Consider the following 13,141-nt stretch of genomic DNA (forward strand, 5'->3'; position numbering starts at 1 on the left):
AACCGGCGTGTCTGTTCGGAAGACGAGGTAATGCTCATTCGCGGTTCAATTCCAGACCCCCAGAACGGCCAGACCAAATCCATCCCGTCGATCCTGGTCATCGTCACTGACATTCTGCATCCAGGTTGCTTCAATCCAGGCGCGCACATCAGCGCCTTCGGGCCATTCGATGAAGTAGACCGATCCGGCAGGCGCAAGACGGCGGGTGGGCTTGGGTTTACCCAGGTGCAGATCCCAACCGGAAATCACCTGAGCGCGCGGCACGGCTGCGGCTATGAGCTGCGCGCTCACGCCGCCGCGCTCCCACGCCAGCGGTGGACGGTAGCCTTCCCTGAAGATGGCAGGCGATGCCAGAATCACCCGTGCGCGCCGGTCAGCGACGATCCGTTCAATCAGACCGTCAGGTGGCGCCGGCAGGGTCGCGGCAATGGTTTTCCAGAGCATCAGGCGCCGTTCTCCACCGAGCGACGCGAAACCTCTCGCAAAGTTGGGTGGAACATATGCGCCTGATTCATCTTCAAACGCCGCTGCCAGCCCCAGACGACGAACAACGAACCGTGACTCCTTCTGATGATCCCGCCAGGTAAACTCCAGACCGCGCGTCTGAAACAGGGCGCCCTCGCGCGCTGTTTGCGTTTCCGGCAGAACACTGACATGCATGCGCACATCCTGTTCGAGTGCAGCGATACCAAGCTCGTCGAGTGTTACGGTGTGATCGTCGTGCGGACTCACCAACCAGCGTTCAAAGGCAGATTGATGCCAGAAACGCGGAGCGCGCGCGCTGACTTTGTCCGGTGCGCGAACCGCTGGCGTCACGAGTCGGAGACCATCTGGCAGATTGGTCACCGGCGCGGCATCGAGATCGTGTGGCGCCAGGCGGATGACGCGCAATGCACTGGAACCCGCTATTGTATCGGCAGGGTCTAGCGCCAGCGCATCGGCAGGCGCAGGAAACAGGAACTGTCTGATGCCGTCGGTCTCCTGATCAAGTTCGACGAGCAACGGACCACGCAGGGTCAGTTGCTTGATCCGTTGAATGGTGGAAGGAGTCCCATCGAACAAGCCAGTTGCATCCATGCCAGCCTTGTGGCGCAACCCGCCAACCACAACCGAAGGCGGGGGAAAGGGAAGCGTGTTGGCGCGTGCGCCAGGATCAGGTCCGAATGGTCGTCCGTCGCGCGCAATCAAGGGGTCGCGCGGTTCGATGATCCAGATCATGCGACTCTACTCCTCATTCCGTCGCAAACCGCGAGCGCGGGCGAATTCACGCGCCACGATCAGTTCGTCCGCCAACTCGTTGACGCCCCAGCGGTGGCGGCTTGCACCATCTTCCAGTGTCCGTTTGATCAGATTCAGATCGTCTTCGGCCAGCGCAGCCTGACCATGCTGTGCGCGTTTTCGCTTCAGAATACGCAACGCCTCGGCAACCAACGCCTCGTCAGAAATGATGCGTCCCACCCGCTCGTCGAGATCGCGCAATTCAAACGCCGCGCCATCGGGAAAGGCATTGGTCTGATGCAGTTTGATGAACCGCTCCAGACGTTCCACAAAACCGCTCTGCCACTCACCGCTAATGGTCGTATCAACACCGCTGCGCTTGCTCAGGATGATCGCCAGAGCATTACGGGTGTGTTTGGCAACCTTCTCCGCCTGGCGCGCCAGATCCAGCACCGACGAAAGCGGCTCAAGGTGATGGCTAATGACCACGCCGACTGAGAGGGTCGGCGAGAGACCATCTGCACTTCTGTACGGCTGAAGCGCCGCTGCAAAACCCTCCGCCAGTCGCCTCGCGCAAGAAATGACCGTATCCACTGGCAGAAACGCCAGGACATCGTCGCCGCCGGAATACACGAGCGCTCCTCGATGCTCTTCGCTTTCAACGATTGTGCGCACACCACTGGCGAATGTGTCGAGCGCGCGGGAGAAGAGTTGATGCTGCTGGCGACCATCCGGCATCCGCGCAAGCGTGTCGATCACCTGACCCATACGATCGCCGTCGGCGTGTAGAACGGCATAGTATGGCTCAGGACAGGAACCAATGGCTCTGACAAGATCATTCAGCCTGCTCTGCACCTCGTTCAGGTCTGCAGCATCAACTTCTTCCGCCAGACGTTCGGCGAACAGGATCGAGGCGTCAATTTCCTGAAACAGGTTCAGATACCGGAAGCGATGCGGGTGTATCCGCTCTGGTTGAAAGTATTTCTGAACATCCTTGAGGTATGCATCGAAGGCGGTGGCAAACTGTTGATGGCGATACAGCCAGGGCAACGCCGCAAAGTGTGAGGTGCTGGGAAAATCGGTAATGCCTCCCGCTCCCGGAAGGTGGCGCTTGAGCAAATCAACTCCTGACAGGCGTTCGGCCTTCTTTGCGCCAAATAATCCGAGCAGTTGTTGCAGTTTGCGCTCACGTTCGTCCGAACCCGGTTTAGGGAAGTACTCTTCGGGAATGACAGACTCGCGCAGGCCATCAATCGAGGACTTGGGAACCATCGCGGCGTATGCGGGCTGGCGGAATTCGCGCGTGTTTTTCCGCGCCGCCAGCGCCGCCTCAAGATCATCACGATCCTGCTGGTAGTTCTCTGTTCGGGGGACGCAAGCCCAGAAGATCTCAAGCAGATCATCAACCTGCTGGAGCGCCTGGTTGGCCAATGATGGTTCATTGCGCAGACCGGGTATTCCGTCGAAGAGGTCTCGGGCTTGCTGCTGAAGTTGGCCGCGCACAGCTTTTTCTACACGCGGTCCCAATTGGTCGGGTGGTACGGTCGTTTCGGCGAGGAGCCGATTCACGACGTCATGCGCATCGAGATCACCCTGGTCAGGAAAGATCAACGTCGCACGTTCGCTTTGCAAAGCTTTAGCCGCTTGTCGGGCAAGATCGCTCAGCAGATGCGACCCGGCCCACAGGTCACGCGAACGTCGGGCAGCGGCGATGAAGTCCTGCACCGGTCCAATAGTCATCAAGAAGAGATAGGTCTGCATCTGGCGCTCCGGTTGATGTAAGCCTGAATAATGCGCTTCTCGTCCTTCCTCTTCGTCGCGGGACTGATCGACAGGCGGATGGGTCGGGACGCTGCGCCTATCGGCACGCGGCAGGTCGGTGGTGATGTCGCCGTCTTCAGCGACGTGGAGCACATCGGGGGCGTGGGAGAGTTCGTCGATCGCATGGCGGGTGCCGACGACGAAGAGGGTGTTGAAGGCCGTCGGTTCACTGACCTGCACAACCTCGTCACTGAGGCCATGCTCATCGATCCAGTGCAGCAGGCGAGTGCGCGCCTGCCCGTTGTGTTCGCGCAAGCGACGGTATTTCTCGGCACGGGTGCAGTGCGCGAGTTCCTCAGCGGAGGGGCGCTGCAGGGTCACAACCGAACGAACCAGAGCGCGCACACGGTTGTTGGATTGTGACGCAGCAGTCTGCTCGTGCTTCGTGCTCCGTGGCGCAGGAGTCTGCTCGTGCTTCGTGCTCATAGGACAAACCTCGCCAACCCGGCGCCGACCCGTTCGGCGGGCGCCGATAGCGGAAGCGCGGTTTCCAGCAGCCGCTGACGCAGGGCAGCCCCCTGCAAACCAGGGTTGGCGGAAGCGATCAGCGCAGCAATGCCTGCCACATAAGGCGCCGCCATGCTTGTGCCGCTCATCCGGGCATACAAACTGCGGCGCTGAAGGTCGCGCTCCAGGCTCGACATGACATTCACTCCGAAGCCGACAATATCGGGCTTGTGCAGTCCGTCGGGCGTTTGCCCGCTGCTGCTGCTGGACCAGGGGTTGAGATCGAAATCGACGGCGCCAACCCCCAGCGCTTCGGCGTAGGAACCAGGGGCGCGGACCACGCCAGGACCGTCGTTGCCGATGGCGATGATCGGAAGGACATCGAAATCCTCCACCAGCGTGCGCAGCAGTAACCGCATACCTTCGGTGACCGTCTTGAATGCCGGCGCGCCGATCCACTCCGGTCGAAAACCAAGTGACATGCCGATGATCATCGGTTTGTCCTGATTTTCCATCAGGCTGAAGTGCGACAGCATCCAGTCCAGCGCGACCACAATCCGTTCCAGACTGGTTTTGACCGTCTCACTTTCGATCACTGCCGCTGCCAGAAGATCGACATCCGGCGCGACACCGACATTCCGCCCGGCGATTATTCCACAAACGTGCGTTCCATGCCCGTGCGTATCGAAGCCATTGACAGCCCGCATACTTCCGGGCGTGGGAACGAAGGGAACGTAGCGGAACTCGATCCGTTTTCCGAGAAACTCGTTGTGATCCGCGTCACAACCGGTATCCAGCACACCGACGATGACGTTCCTTCCTCTGATGCCCAGGCGGTGCGCTTCCTGAATGCCGCTGACGGCTGGCCACTCTGGTGCGCGTGGCCGGCGAACCCTGGTTTCGGCGCCAACACGCGCGACCGGCAACGAAAGCGACACATCCGGCACGATCAGGTAGTCGTCCGCGAGGATTTCGCGCGCCTGTTCCGCCTGTTGACTGGTTGGGGCGTTGACGATGTAGCAACTGACATGACCCAGGCGCTCAAACCCGTGTCCGACCGGCTTGCGCTGCCCGGGCAGATGGGGACGCAGACCAAGCCGGATCAATTCCATCGCGCGACGCGATGTTTGCGCGTCGCGCATGATTTCCACGCGCTTTTCGGCAATTGCCGCTTCGTGCAGGGCAAATGCCGCGCTTCGCGTCCGCTTGCGGACGGCAATGAACTTTTCCACGCCCGATAACTGCCTGCCGGAGCGTGATGCCACGCTTCTATTCTTCTCTATACTGTACAGTATAGCACACGCGAGACGACGGTTGCATGGGGCTACAACCCCTCGCCCCATACCCCCACCTCAATCCCGGCCAGGTTTTCGAGCGCCTTGATCAGTGCATGGTTGCCTTCGTGCCCAAGACCGCGCGCCTGAAGGGTGCGGTAGAGCTGGTGGATCAGCGCCGTTCCGGGCAACGGTACGCCAAGACGGTCGGCTTCCTGCAGAACCAGCCGGATGTCTTTTTGCTGGAGATCGATGGTAAAACCGGGACGCCAGTCGCGCGCCAGGATCTGCGGTCCGCGGTTGCTCAACATCCAGCTGCCCGCTGCGCCGCTTGCAACCGCTTCGAGCGCCTTATGCAGATCGACGCCGCCTGCCTGCGCGAACAGCAGCGCCTCACTCATTGCCAGCGCGTGCCCCACCACCAGAATCTGGTTGACCAGTTTGGTCGTCTGTCCGGCGCCGATTGAACCCAGGTGAGTGATGGTTTTGCCCATCGCCTGGAAGACCGGTAATGCGCGCTCGAACTGTGCGGCATCACCGCCGACCATGATGCTGAGCGTGCCGCGGGCGGCGCCCTCCGAGCCGCCGCTGACCGGTGCATCGAGCATATGGACGTGGCGTTCCGCCAGGTGCGCCGCGATCCGCTGGGTTGCGCGCGGGCTGATGGTGCTCATGTCGATCACCAGCGAGCCAGGGCGCGCACCGTGGATGACGCCGCCTTCGCCCAGAATGACCTGCTCAACATCGGGTGTGTCGCTGACGCAGGTGATGATGATGTCGCTGTGGAATGCCAGATCGCCGGGGCTGCTGGCTGGTCCGGCGCCTTCCGCAGCCAGTTCGTCCATGCGGCTGGCAGTGCGGTTCCATACCCGCAACGGAAATCCTGCCTTCAGAATGTTACGCGCCATGCCGCGCCCCATGATGCCAAGACCGATGAAGCCAATCCGTTCGCGCTGCTCCATACGCTCGCCCCCTGCTCTTTCAGTACGGAACCTGTTGCGCGCCATTGTATCACGCACTTCTCAGGCGCCTGCCATTTTTGCGTAACGCTGGCGTTATCTGCTGGGATTGTCGCAGCGGTCACGTCTGGCTACAGTATTAGTAGTCTGACGATTCGCTTCGTGTGCAGGAGTGTCGGTATGGCTTCGTTCACGCGCTTTGTCATCATTGCAGCATTGCTGGCATCGCTGCTTCTGTCGTTGCTGGCTGCATGCGTCGCTACTCCGGCAGTCGTGACCATGCCGCTGCCGGATGCCGCTGTTCCGACTGCGGCTGTCTGGGATCAGGCGCCGTTTCCGCCACGAGTGGCGCCGGATGGCGTGCCGGCCTTTTCATACGCGAATGTGACCCCTTCCCCAACGCTCCAACCCCTCCCCACGCCATTCCCAACCCCCATCCCGCCGACGATGCAGCCGCTTGGTCCGGGCGGTATGCCGCATCCACTGCGCGTCCGCCGGTTGCAATTCGGCGTCCATGCCCATCTGTTCTGGACTGATCGCGCGACACCGTTGCGTCTGGCGAAGGATGCCGGTTTTGGCTGGATTCGCCAGCAAATCCACTGGAAAGATCAGGAGGGTCCGCCCGGCTTCTACGCCTGGGGCGCGGAACTCGACGCACTGATTGCCGATGTCAACGCGCGCGGGCTGAAACTGATGATTTCGGTCGTCCGGTCGCCGAACTTCTATGGGCGCGGCGGCAGCGATGGGTTGCCGGAAAACCCCGAGGCGCTAGGGAACTTCGTGGCAGCGCTGGCGCAGCGGTATAAGGGGCGCATCCACGCCATTCAGATCTGGAACGAGCAAAACCTGGCATACGAGAATGGCGGCTACGTCTCGACCGATGATGCCCGGCATTATGTCGAAATCCTCAAAGTTGCGTACCGGCGTATCAAGGAGGTTGACCCGACGATCATTGTGGTCAGCGGCGCGCCAGCTTCCACCGCCGTCGATAGCCCCGGCATCGCGATTTCCGACATTCGCTACTACAGCGCCATGTTCGCCTATGAGAACGGCGTTATTCGGAATTATGTCGATGCGCTCGGCGTGCATCCCGGCGGTTCCGCCAATCCGCCGGAGACCTTCTGGCCCGACGCGCCCAGCCCGGCGCAGGGTTGGACCGACCATCCGACGTTCTACTTCCGCAATGTGGAGCGCATTCGCTGTCTGATGGAAGAGTATGGTCTGGCAGATATTCCGGTGTGGATCACCGAATTCGGGTGGGCGACGCGCAACAACACGCCTGGATTCGAGTTTGGCAACCAGGTATCATATGAACAGCAGGCGCAGTATATCGTCGGCGCTATGCAATGGACGGCTGAACGGCATCCGTGGGTGGATGCGGTGTTTTTGTGGAACCTGAACTTTGCGCCGCTGCGCGCGCGCAACGGCGAACCGTGGCACGAACAGGCATCGTTCAGCATCATCAACACCGATTACACGCCGCGTCCGGCATATTGGGCGATCCAGCAGTACATCCTGGAGTATAATGCCCGGCGTGAGTAAGCGCCTGTCCGAAACATTGCCACATGACGCGCGGCGCTTCGGCCCGCTCAGCGACCGCCGGGCAGGTGAAGGCAATGCCTTCGCCTGCCCAACATTCTTTTGAAACGCTGATGGAAGCACGTGTTCAGCGTTGGGTAACTCCAAACCTGTGAGCGCAGGCGGGATGCCTGCGTCAGTGTGCGAGGGCAAGATGCCCGCGCTCCCGGGAAACGTGTGAATGCACGCTCATGGAACGCCTTTGATCGAGCCATCTGTCGAATCATGACCGCACGCGCCCCGCTTGCCGCTTTTTGCTGTCTTCTCGCCCTCTATCTGCTCACTGCGAGCGGCCATTTCTACTCCCCCGATGAAGAGGCGATGTACTATGTGACGCGCACAATCGCAACTCGCGCCGATGTCGCCATCGAAGACGGCGATCTGACGCCGATGCCGCTGCGCGAAGGACGTGATGGGCGCAGGTTTTCGCCGTATGGCATTCTCCCATCATTGGCGGCGCTCCCATTCTTTGCACTCGGCGCGCTCTTCTCCAGCGGCGCGCCGGTCGAGGTCTATGAGTATCTCACCCGCTTCGGCGTCAGTCTCCTGAATGCGGTGGTGACTGCTGCAACCGGCGCTGTGTTGTTCGCATTCGTGGCAGCACTGGGGTATGACCGACGCGCTGCGTGGCTGGCGGCTGGCGCGTTTGGCGTCGCAAGCCTGGCGTGGCCCTATGCCCGGACGTTCTTCTCCGAACCGCTGACCGGTCTGCTGCTGCTGTGCGCGGTGGAACGGGCGTATGCCGCTCGTGTGCGGAATGACCGGCGTGCACTGCTGATTGCAGGGATTACGTCAGGGTTGCTGATTGCAACGCGCATCGCAGCCGCCATTGCACTGCCATTCCTGGCGCTGTATGTGGGAATGGCCGCGTGGTCGCACCATTCCGCTCATCAGTCACACAGTGGTACAACAGGAAGGTTGCGCGCCGTCGCGACACGCCTGAGCATCTGGAGTTTGGGGCTGGTTCCCGGCGTGACGCTGGTGATTGGCTACAACCTGGCGCGCTTCGGCACACCACTGGCGAGCGGGTATGGCGACGAGGCGAGCGCATTCACAACGCCGTTGCTGAGCGGCTTGACCGGGTTGTTGCTCAGCCCCGGGAAGAGCCTTTTTCTCTACGCGCCAGTGGCGCTGCTGGCGCTGGCGGGAGCGCCGCTCCTCTGGCGGCGCCGGCGATTGGAGACGGCGCTCTTGATCGGGTTGGTCGTTGCAAATGTGCTACTTTACGCGCACTGGCATGCCTGGGACGGTGGCGGGGTCTGGGGACCGCGCCTGTTGCTGCCGATCGTGCCGTTGCTGGCGGTGCTGGCGGCGCCGGTGTTCGAGCGCGCCACGGCGGGTCGCAACATCGTGACCCGTCCTGTCATTGGCGTGATCCTGGCGTTTGGGACGATCAATGCACTGGCAGGCGTCATTGTCAATCCGGCGATCTACCTCAATATGGGCATCCCTCGCCGGCTCATCTACTTCGACGCGGCGCACTCGCCACTGCTGGCACACTGGCGCATCACTGCGGAACGCTGGCAGGCGCGATACGGCGACGGGCAGTGCGTCCTCGGCGATGGGTTCTACTTTTCGGAAGCGCGTGATACAGTGTTGCCGCGAATGACCGGCGCATCGGGAGTGATCGTTTGTCGCGGCGACAGACCGGCGCTCCTCACCATTCGCATCAACGACGACCGTCCTGCCGGTGCGCCGCCAGGCAATCCAACGCTCGACATCGCCGGGCGCCGTGAGATCCTGCGCGGCGGTCAGGGGAGCCTGGTGCGGGTGATTGCTCCGCCGGGTGAACCGCTTATCCTGCAGGCGCAGCCATTTGCGCAGACGATACCCGGAACAGAACGGCAGCGGATGGTCGGGTTGCGCGTCGATGAGATTTCCGCTGTTGATGATCGTGGCGGTCGCCTGCCTTTCTCCGATGCCGCCATCGAACCGCCGCCGGCAAGTCCGCGCTACCGCTGGGGGTGGTATTTCGTCCCAACCGTCCGCCACACAACCGACCTGTGGATCGGGTATCTGCTGCGCAGTGAAGTTGGTCCTCTCCGTGCAGCGGCGATTGCTGCGTTGATGATCGGCGCGGCATTGGCAGCGGGAGTGGCGGGGGCATGGATGGCGGTGAAGGTTGAACGTGGGAGGGTGGAGGAGTTGCAGGTTGAAAGTTGAAGGTTGCCCGTAGGGGCACGCCGCTGGCGTGCCCACCCCGCACGCACCCACCCCGCACGCGCCCAGGGTGTACGTAGGGGCACGCCGCTGGCGTGCCCAGGCGCGCGCCGCTGGCGTGCCCATCCCGCACGCGCCCATGTTTGGGGAGCGGTTCAGCGCGGTCCGTAATTCCGATCGCCTCCACCGAGGCGCACCAGGAAACCCTGGAGATCGGTCGGTGCAAACAGCTGGACGCGGGCGATGCGCGGTGCAAACGACGGCGGATCGTCGTAGGACTCGGCAATCGTCAAGGCAATGCCGCGGCTCAGATAGACATACTCGGTCGTCATGGCGCCAAGGACGATGGAGCGTCCGGGAGCGACACGATCCGCCGGTCCCCAGGCGGACACAATATCGTCGAGCGACGCCAGCAACGGAGGTTCATCGAGTTCGATCAAGAGCAGGCGATCACTGGTATCTTCGAACCACGCCACCACCGTGTATGGCGGAGCGCTACGGCGGTAGACCTGGCGGGTGACCAGTTGCAGCGACAACCTGGCCGGCTCGCGCGCCTCCGCGATAACGTCCGGTCCAAGCAGATGTTGAAGCGCCTGACCGGTCAGGCCCGCTTCCAGCCCATTCCAGCGGAGCCAGTCGCCGCGCAGCGCAACTTCAAGACTGGACATCTCTTCTCCCCTCAACTGCTGGCAGCGGGCGCGGTCAAGAAGCAAGGCAACCCCTAGAGCCTGTTATGTACTTTCGAGCATAACGGTAATGAACCGCTTCAGCATGAGCATCGCAAAGGCCAGAACATGCAATCCCGCCAAGGTCTCCGGCAACCGCTCATCATCGCGTGCCAGCCGGCGAAAGCGCGCCATCCAAGCGAAGCCTCGCTCAACGACCCAGCGGCGCGGCAGCAGCACGAAGCCGCGTTTGGCTTCCGACCGTTTAACGACCTCCAGCCGGATGCCGTGGGCGGGGTGTCGGCCGCCGGTGGTTCCCCCGTATCGCCCTGATCGACGAACGCCACGCTTCGACGCTTCGGCTGGCTCAGCGCAAGCAGGCTCAGCGCGCCGCTTCGACCGACTCGCCCGTGACGGCTTGGACCTGTTCCGCCAACGCGGCGACCTGCGCGCGTTCCTGTTTGTTGGCGGGCGTGACGACCACGGCCAGCAACTGGCCCAGCGGATCAACCGCCACGTGGACCTTGCTGCCCTTGCGGCGTTTATGCCCGTCATCGCCGGCGCGCGCGCCGCGCCCCCCCTTTCCCCCCCTGGGGGGGGGGCGATTGCATCGTGCGCGCGTCAAAGATCACCGCGCGCGGCGCAGGCGCGCGCCCTTCGATGTCACGCACCAGCGCGCGCCGATCATGGACGAGCGTCGCACCGACCCCGGCCTTCAGCCAGCGCTGGGTTTGCTGATAGACGGCGCCCCACGGCGCACGGCGGCGGAGCGTTGGGCATCATACGCCAGGGCGCTCCCGTGCGGACGATCCAGCGCAATCCGTTCAAGACCTCGCGCAGCGCGTGGTCGCGCTGCGGGGCGTCTTCGGTCATGAAGGTCAGGGAGGGAGCGACGAAGGCCCGCTCCTCGTCGCTCACATCGCTTGGATAGGGTTTACGTGTCATACTGAAATCATACCACGTTTATCTCTGAAGTGCATAACAGGCTCTAGTGTCGCGGAATCAGCACGCGCGTGCCTGCCGGGATCGGTGTATTGCCCCGGCGATGCGTCCAGCCATTTGCCCGTTCGAGTTGTTCGAGCGTAATGCCGTGCTGCCCGGCGACCTGCGCCCGTGTATCTTCGGCGATCGCGCGATGCCAGCGAATGCCCGGAATGTGCAGACGATGACCGGCGGCAAACCGCTGTGTATCATCCATCACCCCAGTGCCATCGAGTTCTGTGATGGTCGCTGCATTGGTGCGCTCACGAATCTGAGCGACCGTCTCGCCGCCGGCGCGGACCGTATACTGTTCAGCGGTATCACTATCGGTCGGTTCCCAGGTCGCAATGCCGGTCAACGGCGCCTCACTCGATGTTCCTGCACCCAACCCAAGCAGATCGGCGTGACCCATAAAATAGGCCACCCGCGCGTTTTCCTCACCGACAGCCGCCACAATGAGTTCCGGCGCTTCCTGAGAATATGTTGACGGATCGTCGAGAATGGCGGGGTCCAGATCGGGTTGGAACAGATTGCCCTCGACGCGCTGGCGGAGTGCGCGATTCGCTTCCAGCGAGTCGCGCACGTGATGCCACACCTGGAGCGTAAAGTGGTCGGTGAACCCTTCGATCAGCGCCTGGCGCGCGCTGCCGCCGATCGCTGCCGCAGCGCGCTTATAATTCGGATGGGTCACCAGGTGCAGAAACTCGTGCATCATGGTTTTGAAGAGCGACCACCTGCCAACCAGACCCTGGTACTCACGCGGCTGAACAAACACGGTTCCGGTCCCGGCTTCAGCGGGCCAGCCGCGAATCACATTGCGCACGTTATGAAACCGCGTATCATTGCGGACATAGAGATCGCGCACACGGGTATACTCGGCACGATCCGGACGGTCGCGCGATGTATCGACGTTGTGGTCAGTCAGCACCTGGCTCGGTTCATAGGATGGCTCCGACATAAAATAGTCGACCCATCCAGCAGCATATTCCCGCGAGACAGGGCGTGTTGATGCATCACCAAGGGGAATGCGAAAACTGCCAGGATGGTACGAACCGGTCGGCGTACGGCTGGCCATGATGATGTAACGTGCGTAGAAATCTTCCACTGTCTGCTGCGCTGCATCGGCGATCTCACGAATCGGGTCCATCAGGTCAGGCGAAGCGGGCATTTCGTTTTCGGGATTAACCCGGCTGTTGATAAATGCATCGAGCGCCGCGATCATGTGCTGTTCAAACTCGCCGCCAACCCCTGCGCCGGTCATCGGCGGCGTGGTGACCGAGCCGCCGGAAACTTGCGCATTCGGATGCAGCGCCTGCTCAACTTCGAGGTGTTGTTCAGCAGTCACCGGGCGTGTGCCGCTCATCACATCTTCCGGTCCGGCAATGCTTGCCCGTTCGAGGGCATTGAGAGCGCCCCAGGTCTGCGGTCCAACGATGCCATCGACAATCAGTCCGTGGCGACGCTGAAATTCGCGCGTCGCGGCATCGGTGAGCGGACCGAAGATACCATCGACCTTGAGCGCTGGCGTGGCGCCGTCGGTATTCAATCGTTCCTGGAGAAATTCGATATCCTCTGCGTGGGGCGATCCCTGGCGAAGGGTGGGCCGTGCTGATCCGGGAGAGCGTTGGGTCTGAATGGTGATGCGGTGAAACGCAGTCAACGGCGCACCTGGCGGCGTCGAAGGCGTCAGACCTGTCTCTGCACCGGAATGGAGGCGGAAGTCGCCGAAGTGATGCCCGAATGTCTGATCACCGTCTCGCTGCTGCTCTGGCGTAAACGGCGCCTCCTCAGCAATCGCAGGCGGAGCTGGCGCTTGCCGCACCTGGTTGATCCAGACGGTTGCAACCCCGTCTGCCGGTTCAGAAGACCGGGCGGATAGCGGCTTTTTCATACGCATGCGGACTTCACCTGCGAACGGCTGTCAGTCCAAAGAGCGGTGTGGGCGCCATTCGTGTCAGTTGCTCACAAAATACCCGGAATAGCAATTATTATATGATCACATCGCTACGAAGATCAAGACCTTCAAAGAGTGATCAAG

The 13,141-nt window shown here is 61.9% G+C and carries 8 protein-coding genes and 1 pseudogene; 2 read left to right on the forward strand and 7 right to left on the reverse strand.

Annotation, left to right across the window (positions count from 1 at the left end):
* Positions 1-45: 45 nt before the first annotated feature.
* The 4 genes from AC3EA7_RS13190 to AC3EA7_RS13205 are packed head-to-tail and all read right to left on the reverse strand — an operon-like array spanning position 46 to position 5,767.
* Entirely contained in the window at positions 46-1,218 is a 1,173-nt protein-coding gene (locus tag AC3EA7_RS13190; protein ID WP_488614523.1) for a type III-B CRISPR module-associated Cmr3 family protein, read from the reverse strand.
* 6 nt (positions 1,219-1,224) lie between these two features.
* Positions 1,225-3,465: a type III-B CRISPR-associated protein Cas10/Cmr2 gene (gene cas10, locus AC3EA7_RS13195; protein ID WP_488614524.1), complete on the reverse strand. Its 2,241-nt coding sequence runs from the start codon at positions 3,463-3,465 to the stop codon at positions 1,225-1,227.
* Positions 3,462-4,751 (reverse strand): S8 family peptidase, encoded by a 1,290-nt coding sequence (locus AC3EA7_RS13200; RefSeq protein ID WP_488614525.1) that lies wholly within the window; start codon positions 4,749-4,751, stop codon positions 3,462-3,464. Before AC3EA7_RS13200 ends, cas10 begins: the two co-directional genes overlap by 4 nt.
* A 59-nt stretch (positions 4,752-4,810) precedes the next feature.
* Positions 4,811-5,767, reverse strand: coding sequence for an NAD(P)-dependent oxidoreductase (locus AC3EA7_RS13205; RefSeq protein WP_488614526.1), 957 nt, complete (start codon positions 5,765-5,767; stop codon positions 4,811-4,813).
* 132 nt (positions 5,768-5,899) lie between these two features.
* On the opposite strand from AC3EA7_RS13205, the gene AC3EA7_RS13210 reads away from it, so the two are divergent.
* Together AC3EA7_RS13210 and AC3EA7_RS13215 are read left to right on the forward strand one after the other, a co-directional pair.
* Positions 5,900-7,261 (forward strand): endo-1,4-beta-xylanase, encoded by a 1,362-nt coding sequence (locus AC3EA7_RS13210; protein ID WP_488614527.1) that lies wholly within the window; start codon positions 5,900-5,902, stop codon positions 7,259-7,261.
* A 261-nt stretch (positions 7,262-7,522) separates the two neighbouring features.
* Complete coding sequence (locus tag AC3EA7_RS13215; RefSeq protein WP_488614528.1) at positions 7,523-9,460, forward strand: hypothetical protein; 1,938 nt, start codon at positions 7,523-7,525, stop codon at positions 9,458-9,460.
* Between the two features lie 152 nt (positions 9,461-9,612).
* Here AC3EA7_RS13215 and AC3EA7_RS13220 read toward each other — a convergent pair whose 3' ends face one another.
* The 3 genes and pseudogenes from AC3EA7_RS13220 to AC3EA7_RS13230 form a co-directional block, all read right to left on the reverse strand.
* Entirely contained in the window at positions 9,613-10,125 is a 513-nt protein-coding gene (locus tag AC3EA7_RS13220; RefSeq protein ID WP_488614529.1) for a hypothetical protein, read from the reverse strand.
* 63 nt (positions 10,126-10,188) lie between these two features.
* Positions 10,189-11,067: pseudogene (locus tag AC3EA7_RS13225) on the reverse strand (IS5 family transposase).
* 43 nt (positions 11,068-11,110) lie between these two features.
* A complete protein-coding gene (locus tag AC3EA7_RS13230) occupies positions 11,111-12,994 on the reverse strand; it encodes a peptidoglycan-binding domain-containing protein (RefSeq protein WP_488614530.1) in 1,884 nt (627 codons plus the stop codon).
* Between the last annotated feature and the right edge of the window lie 147 nt (positions 12,995-13,141).

Source organism: Roseiflexus sp. (assembly GCF_057785375.1).

What these genes read in the sequence shown, in the direction of transcription:
- AC3EA7_RS13190 (WP_488614523.1), bottom strand. Translation starts at nt 1,218, where the DNA reads ATGATCTGGATCATCGAACCGCGCGACCCCTTGATTGCGCGCGACGGA.
- cas10 (WP_488614524.1), bottom strand. Translation starts at nt 3,465, where the DNA reads ATGAGCACGAAGCACGAGCAGACTCCTGCGCCACGGAGCACGAAGCAC.
- AC3EA7_RS13205 (WP_488614526.1), bottom strand. Translation starts at nt 5,767, where the DNA reads ATGGCGCGCAACAGGTTCCGTACTGAAAGAGCAGGGGGCGAGCGTATG.
- AC3EA7_RS13210 (WP_488614527.1), top strand. Translation starts at nt 5,900, where the DNA reads ATGGCTTCGTTCACGCGCTTTGTCATCATTGCAGCATTGCTGGCATCG.
- AC3EA7_RS13215 (WP_488614528.1), top strand. Translation starts at nt 7,523, where the DNA reads ATGACCGCACGCGCCCCGCTTGCCGCTTTTTGCTGTCTTCTCGCCCTC.
- AC3EA7_RS13220 (WP_488614529.1), bottom strand. Translation starts at nt 10,125, where the DNA reads ATGTCCAGTCTTGAAGTTGCGCTGCGCGGCGACTGGCTCCGCTGGAAT.
- AC3EA7_RS13230 (WP_488614530.1), bottom strand. Translation starts at nt 12,994, where the DNA reads ATGAAAAAGCCGCTATCCGCCCGGTCTTCTGAACCGGCAGACGGGGTT.